Below are 21,168 nucleotides of genomic sequence, written 5' to 3'. Positions count from 1 at the left end.
CGTGAAACAGTGGCGCGCCCCGGGCGCGCGGCATCGCAGCGACGACCCCGGGCTACTTCCCGATACAGAACGTGGCGAAGATCCGGCCCAGGACGTTCTCGGGGTCGATGCGTCCGGTGATCCGGTCCAGCGCCCGCGCCGCCAGCCGCACGTCCTCGGCCGCGAGCTCCAGGTGCTCGTCGTGCCGCAGCGCGCTCCGCAGGCGGTCGGCGGCCTCGGTCAGGATCTCCTGGTGGCGCAGCCGCGTCGCGGCCGGCGGTTCAGCGCCGGCCAGCGCCTCGACGACCCGCTCCTCGAGGGTGGCCCGAAGCCAGGCCAGATCGCCCGGCCCCCGCGCCGTGAGCTCGGCCACGCCCAGCCCGAGCCAGCGGGCCTGCTGCGCCGCCCAGGCCCCCGCCCGGCCCACCGGAAGGTCCCGTTTCGTGACGACGCAGAGATCGTTGGGGGCCAGCTCCATCGGGACGGCCGGGGTCTCGTCGGACGCGCCGTCGACCAGCCAGAGCCGCAGGTCCGCGCCGGCGGCCCAGGCGCGCGCGCGGCGCACGCCTTCGGCCTCGATCTCGTCGCCCGTTTCCCGCAGGCCGGCCGTGTCGGCCAGCACGGCCTTGTAGCCCGCGAGCACCATGGGGACCTCGATGATGTCGCGCGTGGTCCCGGGCGTCGCCGTGACGATGGCGGCGTCCCGCCCCGCCAGCGCGTTCAGCAGCGTGCTCTTGCCGGCGTTGGGCGCGCCAATCAGGGCGATGCGGAAGCCCTCCCGGACCCGCTCGCCGCGCTCGGCGTCGGCGGCCGCGGCGTCCAGTTCCGCGACCAGCCGCTCCAGCGTCGGCCGGGCGCGCGCCGCGACGTCGGCCGGCACCTCCTCGTCCGGGAAGTCGACGGCGGCCTCCAGCATGGCGAGCGCCTCGAGCAGCCCCTCGCTCCAGCGCGCCTGCACGTCCGACAGCCGGCCGCCCACCTGCTCCAAAGCCTGCCGCCGCTGCGCCTCCGTCTCGGCCTCCACCAGATCGGCGACCCCCTCGGCCTGAGCCAGGTCCAGCTTGCCGTGTTCGAAGGCGCGGCGGGTGAACTCCCCCGGCTCGGCCAGGCGAAGACCCAGCGTGGCCAGAGCCGCGATGACCGCCGCGACCACGGCGGGGCCGCCATGGAGCTGGAGCTCGGCCACGTCCTCGCCGGTGTAGCTGTCGGGGCCCGGGAAATAGAGGACCAGCGCCTGGTCCAGCGCCTCGCCCGCCGCGCCCCGCAGGGTCCGCAGGGCCGCGCGCCGCGCCCGGGGCGCCCCGCCCGCCAGCGCGCGCAGGGCCGGCCGCACCGCCGGCCCGGACATCCGCACCACGGCGACGGCCGCCCGCCCCGGGGCCGTCGCCGGCGCGAAGATGGTGTCGGTCATTTCGGGGTCGTGGCGGCTTCCATGAACTTGCGGAACTGCTCCTGGGCGCCGGCGCCGAAGCTCATCCAGTTCTTCATGAAGTCCTCGGGGTTGAGCAGGCTGATGTTGGCGTCGATCCGCTTGCTCATCTCGCTGACCAGATGGTCGTTCAGCGCGCTCACGTCGGGCAGGCCCAGGAACCGTCGCGCCTCTTCCGGGGAGCAGTCCACCTCGATCGTCATCTTCATGGTCTATGGCCTTCCCTATGGTCTCCGAATATGGCTGCGACCTGACCCGTTCCGCTAGTGCCGCGGCGCGGGCTTTCGACGACGGAGGACGATTATGGGCGAACGCATCAGCATCTCGACGCCGGACGGCGCGTTTTCGGCCTATGTGGCCCGGCCCGCCGCCGCCAAGGCGCCCACGGTGGTGGTGATCCAGGAAATCTTCGGCGTGAACAAGGTGATGCGCGACATCACCGACGGCCTCGCCGGCCAGGGCTTTCTGGCGGTCTGCCCCGACCTCTTCTGGCGCATCGAGCCGGGCGTCGACATCACCGACCAGTCCAAGGCCGAATGGGACAAGGCGTTCGCGCTCTACAACGCCTTCGACGTGGACCAGGGGGTGAAGGACATCCAGGCGACCATCGACGCCATCCGGGCCGACGGCCAGAGCAACGGCAAGGTGGGCGCGGTGGGCTTCTGCCTGGGCGGCCTGCTCGCCTTCCTGTCCGCGACCCGGACCGACGCCGACGCGGCGGTGAGCTACTACGGCGTCGGCATCGAGGGCCGCGTGGGCGAGGCCGAGGGGCTCTCCAAGCCGCTCATGCTGCACATCGCCGAGGAGGACGGCTTCGTGCCGAAGGCGGCCCAGGTGGCGATCCGCCAGGCCCTGGAGGGCCGCCCGCAGGTGGTCATCCACACCTACCCCGGTCGGGACCATGCCTTCGCCCGCGAGGGCGGCGAGCACTACCACGCCGGCGACGCCGCCCTGGCCGGCGGCCGCTCGCTGGCCCTCTTCCGGGAGGCCCTGGCCTGATGCGCGCGATCCAGTTCACCCGCACCGGCGGTCCCGAGGTCCTCGAGGCCGTCGACCTCCCGACGCCGGAACCCCGGCCCGGCCAGGCGCGCGTGCGCCACGAGGCGGTCGGCGTCAACTTCATCGACACCTACCACCGCACGGGCCTCTACCCCGTGAAGCTGCCCTGCGTGCCGGGCGGCGAAGCGGCGGGCGTGGTGGAAGCGGTCGGCGAGGGCGTGACGGCCGTCAAGGCGGGCGACCGGGTCGCCTACTCCGGCGGCTTCGGAGCCTACGCCGAGGCCAACTGCGTGCCCGCGGACCGGCTGGTGAAGCTCCCGGACGGCGTCGATGCCCGTCTTGCGGCCGCGATCCTGCTGAAGGGTATGACCACCGAGGCGTTCGTGCGGCGCACCTACCCCGTGAAGGCCGGCGAGACCGTCCTGGTGCACGCCGCCGCGGGCGGCGTCGGGCAGATCATGACGCAGTGGCTCAAGGCCATCGGGGCGGAAGTGATCGCCACGGTCGGCTCGCCCGAGAAGGCGGCGCTGGTCCGCGAGCTGGGGGCCGACCACGTCATCCTCTACCGGGAGCAGGACGTGGCGGCCGAGGTGCGCCGGATCACGGGCGGCAAGGGTGTGCCGGTCGCCTACGACTCGGTGGGCAAGGACACCTTCGAGGGCACCCTGGCCAGCCTCGCGCGTCGCGGCCTGTTCGTCAGCTTCGGCAACGCCTCGGGCCCGGTTCCGCCTTTTCCGCCCGCCCGGCTCGCCGCCGGCGGCTCGCTCTACCTGACGCGGCCGACGCTGTTCGACTACGTGGTCACGGCCGAGGAGCTCGCGGACAGCGCGGCGGCGGTGTTCGACATGGTGTCGTCGGGCCGCATCCGGATCGAGATCGGTCAGACCTTCGCGCTCGCGGACGCCCGCGCGGCGCACGAGGCGCTGGAGGGTCGGAACACGGTCGGCGCGAGCCTGCTGATCCCCTGATCCGGGATGACCGGGTAGAGCTTGGCTGTTTCACGTGAAACATCGAAGCCCCGGTATGGCCTGGTCCTACCGGCGCCGCTCTCGCGCAGGGAGGCGCGCCCTGACCCGGGCGACGAGCCGCGCTTCGCGACAGGCGCCGTTTTGCCGCGGGACCTTTGATTTCGTTGGGGTTCCGGCGCGTCCGTAGAACTGTGTTCTTCCGGCTTCCGGGGGCGGCGCCGCAGGGTCTGAAATAAACCGCGGAGGACGCAGAGAAGAACGCAGAGAGCGCAGAGACCTCCGCGCCCTCTGCGCTGCCTCCGCGATCTCTGCGGTCAAGGCAGGACGGCTCCGCCGCCCCCCACCCCAGCAGGACTTTCATGTCGATAGCCCTGCCCGGCGGGGAGCATCTTTGGGGTGCTCGCGCCGGGCCAGCCCGGTAGAGGCTGCCCCGAGCGGGCTTCAGGTGTTCATCGACTGGAAGAAGTCGTCGTTGTTCTTGGACTGCCGCAGCTTGTCGAGCAGGAACTCGATCGCGTCCTGCGCCCCCATCGGCGACAGGATCCGCCGCAGGATGTAGGTCTTCTGCAGGTTCGCCGGCGGCGTGATCAGCTCGTCCTTGCGGGTGCCGGACTTCAGCACGTCGATCGCCGGATAGATGCGCTTGTCGGCCACCTTGCGGTCGAGGACGATTTCCGAGTTACCGGTGCCCTTGAACTCTTCGAAGATGACCTCGTCCATCCGGCTGCCGGTGTCGATGAGCGCCGTGGCGATGATGGTCAGCGACCCGCCTTCCTCGATGTTCCGCGCGGCGCCGAAGAAGCGCTTCGGCCGCTGCAGCGCGTTGGCGTCCACGCCGCCGGTCAGCACCTTGCCCGACGACGGCACCACCGTGTTGTAGGCGCGGCCCAGGCGGGTCACCGAGTCCAGCAGGATGACCACGTCGCGCTTGTGCTCGACCAGGCGCTTGGCCTTCTCGATGACCATCTCGGCCACCTGGACGTGGCGCGTCGCGGGTTCGTCGAAGGTGGAGGAGATCACCTCGCCCTTCACCGTGCGCTGCATGTCGGTGACTTCTTCCGGGCGCTCGTCGATCAGGAGGACGATCAGGTAGCACTCGGGGTGGTTGGTCTCGATCGACTTGGCGATGTTCTGCAGCATCACCGTCTTGCCGACGCGCGGCGGCGCCGTGATCAGGCAGCGCTGGCCCTTGCCGAGGGGCGCGACGATGTCGATCACCCGGCCCGACCGGTCCTTCAGCGTCGGATCGTCGATCTCCATCCGCAGGCGTTCGTCGGGATAGAGCGGCGTCAGGTTGTCGAACATCACCTTGTGGCGGACGTTCTCGGGCGCCTCGAAGTTGATCTGACGGACGTTCACCAGGGCGAAGTAGCGCTCGCCCTCGCGCGGGGCGCGCACCGCGCCCACCACGGTGTCGCCGGTGCGCAGGCCGAACTTGCGGATCTGCGAGGGCGACACATAGACGTCGTCCGGCCCCGGCAGATAGTTGGCCTCGGGAGAGCGCAGGAAGCCGAAGCCGTCCTGCACCACTTCCAGCGTCCCCGAGCCCTCGATCTCGACGCCCTCTTCGGCGAGGGTCTTCAGGATCGCGAACATCATGTCCTGCTTGCGCATGGAGTTCGCGGACTCGACCTCCATCTGCTCGGCGAAGGCGAGCAGGTCGGCGGGCGACTTGTCCTTCAGCTCCTGCAGGCTCATGCGGGTCAGGCCCATGGCGGCGATCGCCTTGGCCGCCTCGCTGGGCTCCTCGGGCTCGGCGTCGGCCTCCACGCCCTCCGCGCCGGCTTCTGCCGCCGCGTCCGCCAGGGCGGGGTCCAGGGCGTCGACGTCCATGGCGGGACCGTCTTCGGCGGCCGGGGCGTTGTCTTGGTTTTCGTCGGTCATATTGATTTCACTTCGGATTCCCGCGCCCACGGACGCCGTCCGGGTGCGGTGGGGTAAGCATGTGGACGCCCGCGGGCGCCGATTTGACTTCGTTCTGGGAGCCGGCGGACCGCGCGATGTCGCTGCGGGGCCGGAAAAGATGCGGGGCGCGCCGGAGTCCGACGCGTGGGCCAGGGGAACCACGTCCGGGGGCGCGGGTCAAGGCTGGCGACGGGCCGCTTCCGAGCCTGAGCGCGCTTCGATCCGGAAACCGGCGCCCGTCAGCCGAACTGCAGCGTGACCGCCAGGACCGCCAGGACCGCCAGCAGGAACGGGATCTCGTTCGTGGCGCGCCAGAACTTCCCCGACCGGGGCCGCTCGCCGGCGGCGATCCGGCGGCGCGCGCCCGAGAGGAAGCCGTGCCAGCCCGACAGGACGACGACCACGCCCAGCTTCACGATCATCCAGGGCTGCGCCAGGAACCCCCAGCCGGCGCCGGCGGCGTAGACGTGCCAGAGGATCAGCGTGACCCCGAGCACCCACGTCAGCCCCATGGCCGGGTTGATGATGATCCGCAGGAGCTTGGCCTCCCACACCTTGAAGTGGGCGTCGAACTCGCTGCCCGGCGGGGCCGTCTCGGTGTGGTAGGCGAACAGCCGCGGCAGGTACATCATCCCGCTCATCCAGGCGATGACCGCGATGATGTGCAGACCCCGCAGCAGGTCGTAGCTCAGGAATTGCGGCCAGCTCATGCGGCTTTCCCCCCGTCCCTGCACGCGCACTTGCCATGCGCCGCGGGGCAGAGCCAAGGCCCGAACGGCCGCACGCCGTCCTGCGGCAGGGCGTCCTGCACCGCGTCGGCGAGGGCGCCGATGAACGCCGGCGTGGTCCCTGGGGTCCGCGCCCGCAGATAGGGCGCGACGCCGGCCTCGGCGGCCAGCGCCGCGTACTCGTGATCCAGCTCCACCAGGGTCTCGACGTGCTCGGAGACGAAGGCGATCGGCGAGATGATGACCCCCTTCCCGTCCTCGGCGGCGCGGCGGATCTCGGTCTCGGTGGACGGCTCCAGCCACTTCAGCGGCCCGACCCGGCTCTGGAACGAGACGCGCCAGTCGGGCAGTTCCGGCAGCAGCGCCGCCACGGCGGCGGCGGTCGCCTCGATCTGCGCACGGTAGGGATCGCCCCGGTCCACCACGTTCTGCGGCAGCCCGTGGGCCGAGAACAGCAGCCTCAGGCCGTCCGGCCGTCCGCCCGCCTCCCAGGCCTTGCGGATCTGCTCGGCCACCGCCTGGACCAGGCCGGGCGCCGTGGGATAGCAGCCGACGGTTCGCGACCGGCCCGCGCCCTTGTAGGTGCGCATCCAGTCCGCGAGCGACGACCCCGTCGTGGTGGTGGAGAACTGCGGATAGAGCGGCAGCAGGACCACCTCGTCCGGCGCGAACTGGGCCACCGCGCGCGCGGTCTCGCGGGCGAACGGATGCCAGTAGCGCATGGCGATGAAGACCCGCGCCTCGACCTCGGGCGCCCGGCTGCGCAGCTCGGCCTCGAGCGCGTTCGCCTGGGCCTGGGTCTCCTCCAGCAGCGGGGAGCGGCCGCCCATGATCGCATAGTTGGCCTGAGCCAGCTTCTCCCGGCGGCTCGCGATGAGGCCGGCCAGCGGATGGCGGATCAGCGTCGGCAGGCCGATGATCGCCGGATCGCGGAACAGGTTGGCCAGGAACGGCCGCACGGCCGCCAGACTGTCCGGGCCCCCGAGATTGAAAAGGACGACGGCGACCCGGCTCACGGCGCGACAGGCGCCTCCACGCGCCGACCCGTCACGCGCTCGACCACGCGGGCGATGTTCTCGATCGGCGTCTCGGGCATCACGCCGTGGCCGAGGTTGAAGATGTACGGCCCGTCCGACCACTGGGCGAGCAGCTGCTCGACCCGCGCGTCCAGCGCCGGCCCGCCCGTGGCCAGCAGCAGGTTGTCGAGCGCGCCCTGGATGGCCTTGCCGCCCGACTGGATGCTCCGGCCCAGCGCCGCCGAGGCCTGGGTGTCGAGGGCGACCGCCTGCACGGGGACCTTCGCCGCGTACGAGGCCACCAACGCGCCCGCGCCGCGCGGGAAGCCGATGAAGGGCGCGTCGACGCCGGCCGCCCTGACCTTCTCGACGATGCGCACATGGGGCCCGATGACGATCCGCTCGAAGACGTCCTCGGCCAGGTTGTCCGCCCAGCTCTCGAAGAGCTTCAGCACCTGGGCCCCGGCGCGGGCCTGCATCACCAGGTAGCGGGCCGTGGACTCCACCAGGACGTCCAGCAGCGCATCCAGCGCCTCGGGATGGCGATAGGCGTAGGCGCGCGCCGCCTCGCGCTGGGATCCCCGGCCCTCGAGCATGTAGGTGGCGACGGTCCAGGGGGCGCCGGCGAAACCGATGAGCGCGCGGTCGGGCTCGAGCTCGGCGCGGACCCGCGACAGCGTCTCCCCCACATTGGCCAGCTTCGCCGTCGAGCCTTCGATGGCGTCCTGGAGCGCGGCGATCGGCGGCAGCGCGCCCAGCCGCGGCCCCTCCCCCGCCTCGAACCAGACCTCCTGCCCCAGCGCCAGCGGGATCAGCAGGATGTCGGCGAACACGATGGCCGCATCCATCGGGAAGCGCCGCATGGGCTGCAGCGTCGCCTCGGCCGCCATCTCGGGGTCGAAGCAGAAGGCGATGAAGTCCTTGGCCCGGGTCCGCAGCGCCCGGTACTCGGGCAGCGATCGCCCGGCCTGGCGCATGAACCACACCGGCGGACGCGCCAGGGTCTCGCCCGAAAGCACGCGCAGGAGGTTGGGCGTCTGGCTCATGAGAGCCTTTAAGCCTGCCCCGCCCCGGGGCTCAAGGCGCCGTCGGCCGGACCGCTCTTCTTCTTCTCAAGAAGACTCTTGAAAGAGGTTGGGACAGAGGCGGTAGGGCCTGTCGGCGGCGTGGAAAACCTTGACGATCCCTTAACGGCGCCCCGCTCGTCCCCAGGGTGTCCCAGGGCGGCCGCGCCGGTCCACAGGCCCTGTGAGTCCCGGGGACGCGGGCCCGCGCGCCTTGAGACGCTTGAGGAATCGGCCGGGGTTCCGGGGACAAGCCCGGTATGGAACGGCGGATCCCCGGTCGTCGACAACAGCCGACCATTCGGGCCGCGCAGGCGCCGGCCTGGGGGTTAACAAATGCTTAAGGCGGCAAACCGTCCCCGCCTTCCTCCGGAACGCGCCACATGCGAAAGGCGGGTCCGATCTATCCCCATCGCCGTCCAGCTTCGCTAAGACTGCGTCCACAGGAACCGTCCCCAGGGTTTTTCGGAGTCGCCTTGCCCAACGCCTCGCCGCCCCGTCTCGCCACCTACTTTCACGTCCACCTGGTGTCGGATTCCACCGGGGAGACGCTGAACGCCATGGCGCGCGCGGTCTGCGCCCGCTTCGAGAACGTCCTGCCCATCGAGCACATCTACGCCCTGGTGCGCTCGCAGCGGCAGCTGGACCGCGCCCTCAACGACATCGAGGAGGCGCCCGGCATCGTGCTCCACACGATCGTCGACGAGAAGCTGCGCGCCGCGCTCGAGGAGGGCTGCCGGCGCCTGGACATGCCGTGCCTGCCCGCGCTCGACCCCCTGGTGAGCGCGATGCAGCGCTACCTGGGCGCGGCGACGACCAGCCGGGTCGGCGCGCACCTGCGGCTGGACAACGACTACTTCAACCGCATGGACGCCCTGAACTACGCCATCGGCCACGACGACGGCCAGGGCGGGCAGGACCTGGACCAGGCCGACGTGGTGCTGCTGGGCGTGTCCCGGACCAGCAAGACGCCCACCTGCATCTACCTGGCCCACCGCGGGGTCCGGGCGGCCAATGTGCCGCTGGTCCCGGGCCGGCCCCTTCCCGAGAAGCTGTTCCAGCTCCGGAACACCCTGGTGGTGGGTCTCCTGATCTCGCCCGACCGGCTGATCCAGATCCGCCGCAACCGGCTGCTCAGCCTCAAGGAGACGCGGGACACCAGCTACACCGACCAGGAAGCGGTCCGCGAGGAGATCATCGCCGCGCGGCGGCTGTACGAGCGGCACGGCTGGCCGACGATCGACGTCACCCGGCGCTCGGTGGAGGAGACGGCCGCGGCGGTCCTGAACCTGGTGCACAAGGGCCACGGCCAGGTCGAGGTGCTGGGGTGAGCATCGTCCTGGCTTCCCAGAGCGCCGCGCGCCGCGCCCTGCTGCACGGCGCGGGCGTCCCTCACGACGCGGTGGTGGCGGGCGTCGACGAGGACGCCGTCAAGACGACCCTGCTCGCGGCCGGCCAGGGACCGCGCGAGGTGGCCGACGCCCTGGCCGAGGCGAAGGCCCTCCGCGTCTCGCAGGCCAGGCCGGGCTGGGTGATCGGCGCCGACCAGACCCTCGACCTGGACGGCCGTCTCTACGACAAGGCCCCGGATCTGGCCGCGGCCCGGTCGCGCCTCGTGGAACTGCGGGGAAGGACCCACAGGCTGCATTCCGCCGTGGTGGTCGCCAAGGCCGGGAAGCCCGTCTGGCGGGAGATCGCCACGTCGAGCCTGACCATGCGCGACTTCAGCGATGCGTTCCTCGAGGACTATCTCGCCAGGGAAGGGGAGGCCGCCCTGGGGTCCGTGGGCTGTTACCGCCTGGAGGGGCCCGGCGCGCAGCTCTTCGCGGCCATCGAGGGCGACTACTTCGGCATCCTCGGCCTGCCGCTCCTGGGCCTCCTCGACTTCCTGCGGCGCGAAGGGGCGCTGGCCGCATGATCACGGGCAAGACCGTCGTGGCGGGGGTCGTCGGCCGGCCCGTGGCCCATTCCCTCTCGCCCATCCTGCACAACGCGTGGCTGGCCGCGGCCGGGATCGACGGGGTCTATGTCCCCTTCGCGCCGGACGCCCACGGCTTCGAGCGCCTGGCGAACGGTCTCCGCGGCGGCGCCGTGCGGGGCGTGAACGTCACCGTCCCGTTCAAGGAGGCCGCCCTCGCCGTGGCCGACAGGGCCAGCGAGGCGGCGCGGACCGCGGGCGCGGCCAATGTGCTGATCTTCGACACCAACGGACGCATCCTGGCCGACAACACCGACGGCTATGGCCTGCTGCGGGCGTTCGCGGTCCAGGCCCCGCGCTGGGACGTGGGCCTGGGGCCGGTGACGGTGCTGGGGGCGGGCGGCGCGGCGCGCGGCGCGGTGGCGGCCCTGCTGCTGGCCGGCGCGCCAAGGGTCTGGGTCGTGAACCGGACCCGGGCCAAGGCCGAGGCGCTGGCCGAGGCGCTGGGGCCGAAGGTCTTCGCCCTGCCCTGGAGCCACGCCGCGGGCGCGCTCAGCACGTCCACCGCCGTGATCAACGCCACGAGCGCCGGGCTCGGCGGCGGCGAGGGCCCCGTCGCGCCGCTCGAGATCACCCAGCCCCAGGCGGTGGTGATGGACATGGTCTACAAGCCGCTGGTCACCCCCTTCCTGCGCCGCGCCATGGACCTGGGTCGGCCGGTGGTGGACGGGCTGGAGATGCTGGTCCGGCAGGCCGAGCCGTCGTTCGAAGCGTTCTTCGGGGCGCCGCCGCCGGCGGAGGTGGACGTGCGCGCCCTCGCCCTGGAGCACCTGGCATGAAGATGATCGGTCTCACCGGCTCGATCGGCATGGGGAAATCGACCACCGCGGCGATGTTCCGCGAGGCCGGCATCCCCGTCTACGACGCCGACGCCGCCGTGCACGCCCTCTACGACGTGGGCGGCGCCGCGGTAGGGCCCGTGGGCGAGGCGTTCCCGGGGGTCGTGAAGGACGGGCGCGTGGACCGCGAGGCGCTGCGCCAGCGCGTGCTCGGCAAGCCCGATGAGCTGAAGCGCCTGAACGCCATCGTCCATCCGCTGGTCGGCCAGCACCGCGGCGGCTTCTTCAAGGACGTCGAGGCGAGCGGCGCCGACATGGTGATCCTCGACATCCCGCTGCTGTACGAGACCGGGGGCGACCGCAACATGGACGCCGTGATCGTGGTCTCGGCCCCCGCCGAGATGCAGCGCGCCCGGGTGCTCGAACGCGAAGGCATGTCCCCCGAACGCCTCGAGGCCATCCTCGCCCAGCAGACGCCCGACGCCGAGAAGCGCGCCCGCGCCGACTACGTCGTCGACACCGGCCAGGGACTGGAACACGCCCGCGCCCAGGTCGCCGAGATCATCGCCAAGCTGCGGGGGGGCTGACGGGCCGGCGTGGAATTACAGCGTTTGCGGTGACCCCCCACCCACTCAGCTGTCATCCCGGTTTCCGCGAAAGCGGAAGACCGGGATCCATACGCGCCCGATTGTCGTGGCGGCCCGCCACCGCCGCCGCCGCGCCCTTCCGGACCCACGGAGTCTATGGGTCCCGGTCTTCGCCTCCGGCGAAACCGGGATGACAGCCGTTTGAAGTAGAGCGCCCCCCTCAACCCCCGACCATCCCGGCGAAGGCCGGGATCCAGATGGAATGGCTCTGAAGCGGGTTCCGCAGGCTCGGAGCTCCTCCCACCACGACCCCGCCCGAGGATCTGGGTCCCGGCCTTCGCCGGGACGGTCGGAACTTCGAGTTGAGCCTCTCAGCTGTCATCCCGGTTTCCGCAAAGCGGAACACCGGGACCCATACGCGCCCGATGGCCGAGACGGCCCGCAACCGCCGCCGCCGCGCCCTTTCCGGACCCACGGAGTCTTTGGGTCCCGGTCTTCGCCTGCGGCGAAACCGGGATGACAGCCGCTTGAGATCACAGCGCCCCCACCCTCTCCGCTGTCATCCCGGCCCATACGCGCCCGATGGCGGGGACGGCCCGTCACCCCTCCAGCCGGAACGGGACCGTGCGGCGCTCGTGTTCGGGGACGTTGAGCCTCCGGTCCATGGGGGGGAAGGCGCGCTGGGCGCAGTCGTCGCGCTCGCAGATGCGGCAGCTGACGCCGATAGGCGCGGCCGGGCCCTTCAGGTCGACGCCCTCGGAGTAGACCAGCTCGTGGGCGTGGGCGATCTCGCAGCCGAAGCCCAGGACGTAGCGCCGGTCGGGCGTGAGGTAGGCGTCCGAGCGCTTCACCACCGCGCGGGCGACGCAGAGATAGCGGGTCCCGTCCGGCATCGCGGCCACCTGCACCAGGAAGCGGTCGGGCGCGGCCACGGCGTCGTGGACGTTCCACAGGGGGCAGGCGCCGCCGAAGCGCGCGAACTGGAAGCGCGTGGCGCTGTGCCGCTTGGTGATGTTGCCCGCGTAGTCCAGGCGCACGAAGTAGATCGGTGTGCCCCGCTGCCCGGGCCGCTGCAGGGTCGAGAGCCGGTGGCACACCTGCTCCAGGCTCGTGCCGAAGTGGGCGGCGAGCTGCTCGACGTCGTAGCGCCGCTCGCGGGCGGCGGCGGCGAACCGGCGGTAGGGCATGAACAGCGCCCCCGCCGCATAGTTGCCCAGCCCCACCCGGCAGACGTCCTCGGCCTCGCGGCTGCGGAACCGCGCCACCGCCAGTTCGGCGTCGATCCGGTCGGCCAGGTTTGCGACGGCGAGGTGGTAGGCCATCTGGAACGTCCGGGTGGACGAGGGCTGCGAGGCGTTCAGCCACAGCGTGTTGCTGGCCGGATCGTAGCGGCGCATCACGTCGTCCATGGCCGCGTAGCGCACGGCGACGCCCATCCGCTCGCGCAGGTACATCTCGATCAGCATGTCGGGCGGCCCCGGCTGGTCCAGGCCCACGTCGCCCGCGAGGTCCTCGGCCGCCCGGTCCAGGCCGTCGATGTAGTTGTCCTTGAAGTGGAAGAAGTCGCGCACCTCCTCGTAGGGCAGGAGCGAGCTCGCGGCCGTCGCCTCGTCCAGCGCCACCGCCTCCTCGGTCAGCTTCAGGCGTTCGGCGAGGCGGTGGTTGGCGCGGTGCAGCTCGAGGAACCGGCGGGCCAGGCCCGGCGCCTGCTGCACGGCCTGGCGCAGTTCGCTGAGCGGGATGACGTCGCCCGGCGCGCCGCTCTCCAGGACGGCTTCGCGCAGGTCGGCGATGAGGCGCTGGTCGTTGTCGGCCTCGAACACCTCGGCCGGCGCCCGGAAGGTCTCCATGAGGCCCATGAGCACGCGGTCCGTGACCGGCCGCTGGTTGGCCTCGATCTGCGAGAGATAGCTCGCCGAGATGCCCAGGCGCTGGGCGCACGCCTCGAGCCGCCAGCCGCGCTGCACCCTCAGCGCCCGCACCTTGGGACCGACGAAGAGCTTGTATCGCATTTTACAACTTCACAAACCGGGGCCCGACCATAGCCAATTCTTCGCACGATGTCGGTTGAAACCTGTCCCGTCCCGACGTCAACCTCCCCGCCGCACGGTCCTGGCAGAGCGCCGGCAGCGCTCCGCAACTTTGCGAGCGGCCAGGGAACGGGAGCGAGACATGATGGACGACAACCTTCGCCACCTGCCGCGTCTGGGCATCGCCGGAGCCATGCGGCTCTACGGCATGACCGCGCGCGCGCTGCGCTTCTACGAGGAGCGCGGGCTCATCGAGGCGCGCCGCGACCGCCTCAACGCCCGGTTCTACGACGCCGCCGCCCGCCGGCGCCTGGAGTGGATTTCGCGCCTGCGCCGGGCCGGCGTGGGCCTGCCGCAGATCGAGGAGGTCCTCGAGGCCGAGACCGAGTCCGAGGCGCGCGCCGCCGCCGCGGCCGCCCTGGCCGCGCGCCGCAGCAAGCTCGCCGCCGAGATGGCCGCGCTGGACGCGGTGCTGGCCGAGATGGAGCGCCCCGAGGCGCCCCGGCGGATCGCCGCCCGCGCCTGATCGGGCGCGGCGCGGATCCGCGCCGGCTCAGTGCCGGAAGACGCGGACCCCCGTGAACACCATGGCGAGGCCGCGCTCGTCCGCGGCGTCGATGACCGCCTGGTCGCCGATGGAGCCGCCGGGCTGGATCACCGCCGTGCAGCCCGCGTCGGCCGCCTGGATCAGGCCGTCCGGGAACGGGAAGAACGCCTCCGAGGCGCAGGCCGAGCCCGTGAGGTCCAGGCCGAAATCGGCCGCGCGCAGGGCGGCGATGCGCGCGGAATCCTTCCGGTTCATCTGCCCGGCCCCGATGCCGAGCGTCTGGCCGTCCTTCGCATAGACGATGGCGTTCGACTTCACGTGCTTGGCCACGGTGAAGGCGAAGAGCATGTCGCGCACCTCGGCCTCGGTGGGCGCGCGCCGGGTGACCACCTTGAGGTCGGCCGGGGTCAGGTGCGCGATGTCGCGGCTCTGGACCAGGAAGCCGCCGGACACCGACTTGAACGTCTTGCCCGCGCGCGCCGGATCCGGCAGGCCGCCGGTGACGAGCAGGCGCACGTTCTTCTTCTTGCGGAAGAGGGCCACGGCCTCGTCATCCGCCTCGGGCGCGATCACCACCTCGGTGAAGATCTCCAGGACCTGGGCCGCGGTCGCCGCGTCCAGCCGGCCGTTCAGGGCGACGATCCCGCCGAAGGCGCTGGTGGGGTCGCAGGCCAGCGCCCGCTGGTAGGCCTCCAGCATCGTCCCGCCCGTGGCCAGGCCGCAGGGGTTGGCGTGCTTGATGATCGCGCAGACCGGCCCGGCCTTGGGATCGAACTCGGACACCAGTTCGAAGGCCGCGTCGGTGTCGTTGATGTTGTTGTAGCTGAGTTCCTTGCCCTGCAGCTGGGTCGCCGTGGCGACCCCGGGCGACGCGCCGGGGAAGCGGTAGAAGGCCGCCTGCTGGTGCGGGTTCTCGCCGTAGCGCATGGTCTGGGCCAGCTGCCCGCCGATCGAGAACCGGCCGGGGGCGAACTCGCCCAGCTCGCCGGCGAACCAAGAGGCGATCGAGGCGTCGTAGGTGGCCGTGCGCGCATAGGCCCGCGCCGCCAGCTTCCGGCGCAGCGCCAGGCTGGTGGTCCCGTCCGCCGCGAACTCCGCCAGCAGCTCCTGCAGGTCGGCGATCTCGGTGCAGACGGCCACGTATCCGTGGTTCTTGGCCGCCGAGCGGATCATCGCCGGGCCGCCGATGTCGATGTTCTCGACGCAGGTCTCGAAGTCCGCGCCCGCCGCCACCGTCTGCTCGAAGGGGTAGAGGTTCACGTAGACCAGGTCGATCCCGCCGATCCCGTGCTCGTCCATCGCGGCCTTGTGCGCCGGGGCGTCGCGCACGCCCAGGAGGCCGCCGTGGACGACCGGGTGCAGGGTCTTCACCCGTCCGTCCATCATCTCGGGGAAGCCGGTGAGGTCCGAGACGTCCTTCACCGGCAGGCCGGCGTCGGCGATGGCCTTGCGCGTGCCGCCGGTGGAGACCAGCTCCACGCCGCGTTCGGCCAGCGCGCGGGCGGCGTCGATCAGGCCGGTCTTGTCCGAGACGCTCAGCAGCGCGCGGCGGACATGGACCTTGTCGGGGGCGGGCGGGAAATCGGGCGCAGCCGGCACGGCATTCTCCTCTCAGGGGACAGGAAGAAACGCCCAGGCGCGCGGCAGGATATGGTCCACGCGCTCCCCGGTGGTCGCCCACCTCAAGTCGCCAGTCACGCGGGATGGCGGCGGGTTACGCCTCGGGCGCTCGGGGGTCAACAGGCTGGCGCGCGGGCGCGAGCTTCCACCGCACCCGGGCGCCGGAATCGGCCCGGCGCTGACCGCGCAGGACCAGCTGCGCGCCGCCGCCCGGCCGGGGTTCGAGCACGATGTCCAGGGCGTCGTTGCGCAGGATCCAGCCGTCGGCCTCGCCCTCCAGGCGCAGCAGCACGCTGCGCCGATCCTGCGACACCAGCGCGCGGACGCCGGCGTGCAGCGGGAAGCGGATCGCGTAGGGGATGAAGTGCCGGCCGTCGGGCCCCTGGGCGCGGGCGGTGGGCGTGAGCCGGTCCTCGCCGCGCAGCTCGCCGGCGGCGACGTCCAGGTAGAGCCGGCGCTGGTGCATCAGGCCGTAGCGCGGCATCCAGCCATGGTGGGCGAGGTCGAGCCACAGCGCCCCCGGCGCCTCGTGCCGCTGCACGTCCACGGCGAAGGTCGCGTCCACGAGCCGGGGGCCCAGCACCGCGCCGGCGAACCCGTCCAGCGCCCGCGCCGGCGTCTCGCCCGCCTCGACGGTGGCGGCCGCCTCGATCCCGCGCCCCGCGCAGGCGTCGACGAGGCGACGGCCGCCTACCAGCACCGCGATGGCGAGCGGCGCCGCGCAGGCGTCCGCGGCCCAGGGCCCGGGCGCCGGCGGCGCGACATCGGCGACGACCTGCAGGCGCGGCGCGTCGAGCCGCTGGTAGCCGCTCAGCTCCCCCGGCGTGGCGCGGTCGCCGGTCTCGTCCTGCGCCCGGGCGGCCGCGACATAGGCGGCGGCGCAGGCCCGCCCGCCGTGGAAGGCGGCCAGCCGGCCGTCGGCCAGGGTGAAGAACCGGACGGCGGCGGCCAGCCGGCCGATGGCGCGCTGCACCGCGTCGGGGGCCGCCAGCCCGCGCTGGACCATGGCCTCGTCCAGCGTCTGCAGGTCGAACAGCAGCTCCAGGGCCAGGTCGGGCCGGCGGGTGGCGTGGCCGCCGTCCGCGTCCACGGTCGCCGCCAGGGCGCGGGCGAGCCGCGCCAGCGCGCGATCCAGCAGGCGCCGGCCGGCGGCGCCGCGCAGGGCCGCCCCGGCCACCGCGGCCGAGGCGGCGCGGCTCGCCGCGTCGGCCGGGTCGCCGGGAAGCAGCAGGTCCCGCGCCTGGCGGGCGAGGTCGCCGGCCAGCTGCGCGGTCTCGGCCTCGGACGCCCGGGCCGCCAGGGCCGGACCGGCGCACGCCAGGTTGAAGACCCGCCGCGCCATGACCTGCGGCGACCAGGCGAAGCCGTTCCACCGCCCGAACAGCCGCCGCCACTCCAGCACCAGCCGCAGGGCTTCCGCGGCGCCGTCGGGGCCCGCCGCCACGAGGCCCGGCAGCCAGTCGAACCGGTGCAGCGCCTCGGCGAACGCCCGGCTGGGGCTGGGACGGTCCCAGGGGTCGCCCCGGGGCCTGACGGCCAGCGTCTGGCCCGCCAGCACGAACGCGCCCGCCAGGATCGCCTTGCCGGCGTCGGCGTCGGGCGGCCGGAAGTCGCGGGGCTGGACGCCGAAGCCCTCGGGCTGGGGGCGGGCCGCGGTCCAGCGGCGCAGGCCCGACGCGCGCCACTCCTCCTGCAGCGTCCGGGCCGCGCCCACGGCCAGCGCCAGGGCGGCGTGGCGGCCCGGCAGGCGGACGCCGGCCATCCGACGGGTCCTCAGCCGCGCAGGGCGGCGATGTTGGCGGCGTACCGGTCGCGCCCCCCGCGGAAGACCGCGGTTCCCGCCACCAGCGCCGTCGCCCCCGCCGCGACGCACAGTTTCGCCGTCTCGGGCGTGACGCCCCCGTCCACCTCCAGCGGAATGTCGCGCCCCTCCGCGTCGATCATCCGGCGCAGCGTCTCGATCTTGCGAAGCTGCGAATGCATGAACGTCTGCCCGCCGAAGCCCGGATTGATCGACATGACGAGGATCAGGTCGATCTCGTCCATCATCCACTGGATCACGCTCGGGTCGGTGGAGGGGTTGAAGACCACCCCCGCCTTGGCCCCGACCTTGCGGATCAGCTTCAGCGTCCGGTTCAGGTGCGGCCCGGCCTCGGGATGCACCGAGATGTAGTCGGCGCCGGCCTCGCGGAACGCCTCGATGTACGGGTCCGCCGGCGCGATCATCAGGTGGCAGTCGAACGGCAGCTTCGAGTGGGGCCGCAGCGCCTTCACCACGTCGGGGCCGATGGTGATGTTCGGCACGAAGTGGCCGTCCATCACGTCCACATGCACCCAGTCGGCGCCCGCGGCCTCGATCGCGGCCACCTCCTCGCCCAGGCGCGCGAAGTCGCTCGCCAGGATGGAGGGCGCGATGATCACGGGCTCGGCCATGAAGACGGCTTAGCCTGATGCGCCCCGTCTTGTCGCCCCCTGTCGCACCGTCGCCCGCTGGTCCTCCCCTGGGGAGGACCGGGCCGGCGCCTCGTCCTCCCGGGCTGAGGGCCTCAGCCCCGCCGCAGCCGTGCGACGTAGAAGCCGTCGGTCCCGCCCTCGCGGTGGTGCGGCAGGATCCGCAGGGTCCCGTCGGGCCGCCGCGAGGCCTCGGGCGCGCCGCCCTCGCCCGCGGCCACGGGGTCCAGCGCGAACTCGGGCGCGCGCCTCAGGAACGCCTCGACCTGGCCCTCGCCTTCCTCCGGCTCCAGCGAGCAGACGCAGTAGACCAGCCGGCCCCCCGGCTTCACGCGCCGCGCGGCGGCGTCGAGCAGCCGGGCCTGCACCGCGGCGAGCTTGGGGATCTCGGCCGGGCTCGCCATCCACAGCACGTCGGGGTGGCGGCGGAACGTCCCCGTGGCCGAGCAGGGCGCGTCCAGCAGGACGGCGTCGAAGGTGCGCCCGTCCCGCCACTCGGCGGCGTCCGCCTGCACCACCTCGGCGGCCAGGCCCGTCCGCGCCAGGTTCTCGCCCACGCGCTTCAGGCGGCCGGCCGAGCGGTCCACCGCCACCACGGCGGCCCCCGCGGCCGCCAGCTGCAGCGTCTTGCCGCCCGGCGCCGCGCAGAGGTCCAGCGCCGTCTCGCCCGGCCCCACGTGCAGCAGCCGCGCCGGCACGGCGGCCGAGGCGTCCTGCACCCACCAGTCGCCCTCGGCGAATCCGGGCCACGCCGTCACCTCGCCCTTCTGGTCCGAGCGTTCGGTGGCGCCGGTCGCCTTGATCGTGACGTCGGTGGCGGGCTCCACCGGGATCGTCGCGGCGATGGCCCGCGCGGCGTCGCGGCCGTAGGCGGCCTGCCAGCGCGCGGCCAGCCAGGACGGCAGCAGGAGGTCCGGGTCGTCCAGGTCGGGCGGCTCGCGCGTCAGCCCGCGCAGCACCGCGTTCACCAGGCCCTTGAACGCCGCCCCGCCCTTCTGGGCCGCGGCCAGGTCGACGGTCGAGCCCACGGCGGCGTGGGCGGGCGTCTTCAGCACCAGCAGCTGCGCCGCGCCCAGGCGCAGCACGTGCACGATGCGCTCGGGCGGCGGCTTCTTCAGCCGCGCCTGCAGCGCCGCGTCGATGGCGCCCAGATGGCGCAGCGTCGCCATGGCCAGGGCGCGGGCGAAGCCGCGGTCGCGGGGGGCCAGCGCCGCCAGCGCCGGATGGCTCAGCCCCTCGTCCAGGCCGGCGCGGCGCGACAGGGCGGCGGCCAGCAGCTCGAGGGCCGCGGCGCGGGCCGGCAATCCGGCGATGTGGGGGGTCTCGCTCACCGGCGCGGCGTGCCCGCTTGGAGCGGCGCGCGCAAGGGCTTAAGTCAGGCGCATGGACGACGCCCCGCCCAACGCCGCCCCCGGCAAGGCCCTCACCCCCGCCGCCCGCCGCGCGCTGGAGGAGGCCGAGGCGCGCCGCCGGGCCGAGGTCGCCGCCGATCACCCGCCCGAAGACGGCGGCCCCCGCGGCCCCGAACCCACCCGCTTCGGCGACTGGGAACGCAAAGGCATCGCCGTCGACTTCTGACCTTCCTTTCCCGCTCGCGGGAAAGGGGGACCGTCCGCCGAGCCCGGCGCAGGCCGGCCGGAGACGGAGGGTGGAAAGGGCAAGCGGCCGGCGCGGAGACCGGGGCTTTCCCTCTCCACCACCCGCTCTTCGGCGGGCGGTCCCCCTCTCCCGCAGGGCGGGAGAGGAAGGCGATCCAGCGAGGCCGCGCCCCCACCCTCCCAGCTGTCATCCCGGTTTCCGCGAAGCGGAACACCGGGACCCATACGCGCCCGATGCCCGAGGCGGCCCGCCACCGCCACCGCCGCGCCCCTTCCGGACCCACGGAGTCTATGGGTCCCGGTCTTCGCCTAAGGCGAAACCGGGATGACAGCCGTTTGAGATCGCAGCAGCAGCTCTCACCCCGCCCCGCCCGTCCGTGTGGTCCGTGGTCCATCCACCGCACACGCCGCCGCCCACTCCGCCTCGAACCGTCGGTCCTCCGCGATCATGTCCCGGAAGCGCAGCGCCTCGGCGACCGTCCGGTCGAACGCCGGGTCCCGCCGGCGCCACGCCGCCACGGTGTTGCGGCTCGGCATGTCCGCGTCCCGGCACAGCGCCGTCACGCTGGCGCCCATCGCCAGCCCCCGCCCGATCGCGTCGGCGAGCTCGGGCGTCGGCCCGCCGCGGCGCCGGGCGCGGGCCCGGCGGATCTGGCCGCCCCGCTTCATCTGCGCCAGCACGGCGGCGAAGCCGGGGTCCTGCGCCTTCCAGCGCCGCAGCGCGGTCGGCCCCGGCATGCCCGGCTCGCGCAGGATGTCGGCCAGCCGGTCGCCCCGGTGCACGCGCGCCAGGATGCGGTCGGCCAGGGCCGGGTCGAACGGCCGGCGCGCCCGCGCCTCGCGCGCCAGGCGGCCCAGCCGCTTGGCCTCGGCGTACCGCGCCACGAAGTCCGGGCGCATGGCCTTCCAGGCGCGGATCGTCGCCTGGTCCGGAGCCCGGCCCGCCAGCTGCATCGCCCGCACCGGCTCGCCCGCGCGCACCACCTCCAGGAAGGCGTCCACGCGGCCATAGTCGTAGAAGAACCGCCCCTGGTCGTGCCGCGGCCGGAACTGCCTGCCCCAGGCCCCGGCCCGCGCCAGCCGCGCCTTCAGCGCCGGATCGGCCCGCGTCCGCGCCAGCATCGCGTTGTACGACGGCGCCCAAGGCTCCCGGCACACCTTGTGCAGCGTCCACCCGCGCTCCAGCCATTCCTCGATGCGCGCGGTCACCGCCGCCTCGGCCGCCTCGGCCACAGCCCCCTTCCGCCGCCGGCGCCCCCCGGACGCCGCCGCCAGCCGCGCCCGCACGCCCTCGTCCTCCCGCACCCACCGCATGACCAGGTCATAGCTGGGCATCCCCGGCCCCCGCACCGCGCCCAGCACGCTCCCCCCCGCCTCAAGCACCGCGCACACCCGCGCCAGCACCGCAGCCCGATCGTATTTCGCAGGACGCCCCATGGGCGGGAGATGGGAAGGGGAAGGGAACAGATCAAGAACACAGCCGAGGGGCA

The 21,168-nt window shown here is 73.1% G+C and carries 20 protein-coding genes and 1 riboswitch; of the genes, 8 read left to right on the top strand and 12 right to left on the bottom strand.

Going from position 1 to position 21,168, the window contains the following annotated elements; all coding sequences use genetic code 11:
• Positions 1-52: 52 nt before the first annotated feature.
• Positions 53-1,390 carry a tRNA uridine-5-carboxymethylaminomethyl(34) synthesis GTPase MnmE gene (gene mnmE / locus AC2D8W_RS12160; protein WP_484671750.1) on the bottom strand — a complete coding sequence of 446 codons (1,338 nt, stop codon included), beginning with the start codon at positions 1,388-1,390 and terminating at the stop codon, positions 53-55.
• A complete protein-coding gene (locus AC2D8W_RS12155; RefSeq protein ID WP_293485757.1) occupies positions 1,387-1,617 on the bottom strand; it encodes a DUF6489 family protein in 231 nt (76 codons plus the stop codon). Before AC2D8W_RS12155 ends, mnmE begins: the two co-directional genes overlap by 4 nt.
• A gap of 94 nt (positions 1,618-1,711) precedes the next feature.
• Here AC2D8W_RS12155 and AC2D8W_RS12150 point away from each other — a divergent pair, with 94 nt between their 5' ends.
• Both AC2D8W_RS12150 and AC2D8W_RS12145 read left to right on the top strand, forming a co-directional pair.
• Complete coding sequence (locus tag AC2D8W_RS12150) at positions 1,712-2,407, top strand: dienelactone hydrolase family protein (RefSeq protein ID WP_484671749.1); 696 nt, start codon at positions 1,712-1,714, stop codon at positions 2,405-2,407.
• Positions 2,407-3,375, top strand: coding sequence for a quinone oxidoreductase family protein (locus tag AC2D8W_RS12145; protein WP_484671748.1), 969 nt, complete (start codon positions 2,407-2,409; stop codon positions 3,373-3,375). Before AC2D8W_RS12150 ends, AC2D8W_RS12145 begins: the two co-directional genes overlap by 1 nt.
• A 441-nt stretch (positions 3,376-3,816) precedes the next feature.
• Here the strand turns inward: AC2D8W_RS12145 and rho are convergent, their stop codons facing one another.
• The 4 genes from rho to hemE form a co-directional block, all read right to left on the bottom strand.
• The gene (rho, locus tag AC2D8W_RS12140; protein ID WP_484671849.1) at positions 3,817-5,208 is read right to left on the bottom strand and encodes a transcription termination factor Rho; all 1,392 of its coding nucleotides are present in this window, start codon (positions 5,206-5,208) and stop codon (positions 3,817-3,819) included.
• A gap of 311 nt (positions 5,209-5,519) precedes the next feature.
• Complete coding sequence (locus tag AC2D8W_RS12135) at positions 5,520-5,990, bottom strand: CopD family protein (RefSeq protein WP_293485765.1); 471 nt, start codon at positions 5,988-5,990, stop codon at positions 5,520-5,522.
• A complete protein-coding gene (gene hemH, locus AC2D8W_RS12130) occupies positions 5,987-7,024 on the bottom strand; it encodes a ferrochelatase (RefSeq protein WP_484671747.1) in 1,038 nt (345 codons plus the stop codon). Before hemH ends, AC2D8W_RS12135 begins: the two co-directional genes overlap by 4 nt.
• Positions 7,021-8,070 (bottom strand): uroporphyrinogen decarboxylase, encoded by a 1,050-nt coding sequence (gene hemE, locus AC2D8W_RS12125; protein ID WP_484671746.1) that lies wholly within the window; start codon positions 8,068-8,070, stop codon positions 7,021-7,023. The genes hemH and hemE overlap by 4 nt, the downstream gene beginning before the upstream one ends.
• A 494-nt stretch (positions 8,071-8,564) precedes the next feature.
• Between hemE and AC2D8W_RS12120 the strand changes: the two genes are divergently transcribed.
• Genes AC2D8W_RS12120 through coaE form a run of 4 tightly spaced genes read left to right on the top strand, consistent with a single transcriptional unit; the run spans position 8,565 to position 11,432 of the window.
• Positions 8,565-9,419 (top strand): pyruvate, water dikinase regulatory protein, encoded by an 855-nt coding sequence (locus AC2D8W_RS12120; protein ID WP_484671745.1) that lies wholly within the window; start codon positions 8,565-8,567, stop codon positions 9,417-9,419.
• Positions 9,416-10,006, top strand: a complete 591-nt coding sequence (locus AC2D8W_RS12115) for a Maf family protein (protein ID WP_484671744.1) — start codon at positions 9,416-9,418, stop codon at positions 10,004-10,006. The genes AC2D8W_RS12120 and AC2D8W_RS12115 overlap by 4 nt, the downstream gene beginning before the upstream one ends.
• The gene (aroE, locus tag AC2D8W_RS12110; RefSeq protein ID WP_484671743.1) at positions 10,003-10,845 is read left to right on the top strand and encodes a shikimate dehydrogenase; all 843 of its coding nucleotides are present in this window, start codon (positions 10,003-10,005) and stop codon (positions 10,843-10,845) included. Before AC2D8W_RS12115 ends, aroE begins: the two co-directional genes overlap by 4 nt.
• On the top strand, positions 10,842-11,432 hold the full coding sequence (coaE, locus tag AC2D8W_RS12105; protein WP_484671742.1) for a dephospho-CoA kinase: 591 nt from the start codon (positions 10,842-10,844) through the stop codon (positions 11,430-11,432). The genes aroE and coaE overlap by 4 nt, the downstream gene beginning before the upstream one ends.
• Before the next feature lie 599 nt (positions 11,433-12,031).
• Here coaE and AC2D8W_RS12100 read toward each other — a convergent pair.
• Entirely contained in the window at positions 12,032-13,444 is a 1,413-nt protein-coding gene (locus AC2D8W_RS12100) for a helix-turn-helix domain-containing protein (protein WP_293483148.1), read from the bottom strand.
• A 160-nt stretch (positions 13,445-13,604) separates the two neighbouring features.
• On the opposite strand from AC2D8W_RS12100, the gene AC2D8W_RS12095 reads away from it, so the two are divergent.
• The gene (locus AC2D8W_RS12095; RefSeq protein ID WP_293483149.1) at positions 13,605-13,988 is read left to right on the top strand and encodes a MerR family transcriptional regulator; all 384 of its coding nucleotides are present in this window, start codon (positions 13,605-13,607) and stop codon (positions 13,986-13,988) included.
• Positions 13,989-14,015: 27 nt separating this feature from the next.
• On the opposite strand, the gene purH is transcribed toward AC2D8W_RS12095, so the two are convergent.
• The 4 genes from purH to AC2D8W_RS12075 all read right to left on the bottom strand — a co-directional run bounded on the left by purH (position 14,016) and on the right by AC2D8W_RS12075 (position 19,411).
• A complete protein-coding gene (gene purH / locus AC2D8W_RS12090; protein ID WP_484671741.1) occupies positions 14,016-15,608 on the bottom strand; it encodes a bifunctional phosphoribosylaminoimidazolecarboxamide formyltransferase/IMP cyclohydrolase in 1,593 nt (530 codons plus the stop codon).
• Between the two features lie 24 nt (positions 15,609-15,632).
• Positions 15,633-15,717: riboswitch (ZMP/ZTP riboswitch) on the bottom strand.
• A 6-nt stretch (positions 15,718-15,723) separates the two neighbouring features.
• Positions 15,724-17,391 carry a heparinase II/III family protein gene (locus tag AC2D8W_RS12085; RefSeq protein WP_484671740.1) on the bottom strand — a complete coding sequence of 556 codons (1,668 nt, stop codon included), beginning with the start codon at positions 17,389-17,391 and terminating at the stop codon, positions 15,724-15,726.
• 11 nt (positions 17,392-17,402) lie between these two features.
• Positions 17,403-18,062 (bottom strand): ribulose-phosphate 3-epimerase, encoded by a 660-nt coding sequence (rpe, locus tag AC2D8W_RS12080; protein WP_293483152.1) that lies wholly within the window; start codon positions 18,060-18,062, stop codon positions 17,403-17,405.
• Positions 18,063-18,175: 113 nt separating this feature from the next.
• Positions 18,176-19,411: an RsmB/NOP family class I SAM-dependent RNA methyltransferase gene (locus AC2D8W_RS12075; protein ID WP_484671739.1), complete on the bottom strand. Its 1,236-nt coding sequence runs from the start codon at positions 19,409-19,411 to the stop codon at positions 18,176-18,178.
• Positions 19,412-19,463: 52 nt separating this feature from the next.
• Here AC2D8W_RS12075 and AC2D8W_RS12070 point away from each other — a divergent pair, with 52 nt between their 5' ends.
• Positions 19,464-19,658: a DUF1674 domain-containing protein gene (locus AC2D8W_RS12070; RefSeq protein ID WP_484671738.1), complete on the top strand. Its 195-nt coding sequence runs from the start codon at positions 19,464-19,466 to the stop codon at positions 19,656-19,658.
• A gap of 377 nt (positions 19,659-20,035) precedes the next feature.
• Here the strand turns inward: AC2D8W_RS12070 and AC2D8W_RS12065 are convergent, their stop codons facing one another.
• A complete protein-coding gene (locus tag AC2D8W_RS12065) occupies positions 20,036-21,115 on the bottom strand; it encodes a terminase small subunit-like protein (protein ID WP_484671737.1) in 1,080 nt (359 codons plus the stop codon).
• Positions 21,116-21,168: the final 53 nt, after the last annotated feature.

The sequence above is a fragment of the Phenylobacterium sp. T106 genome, from assembly GCF_057219735.1.
This window is presented reverse-complemented; position numbering and strand designations above follow the sequence as displayed.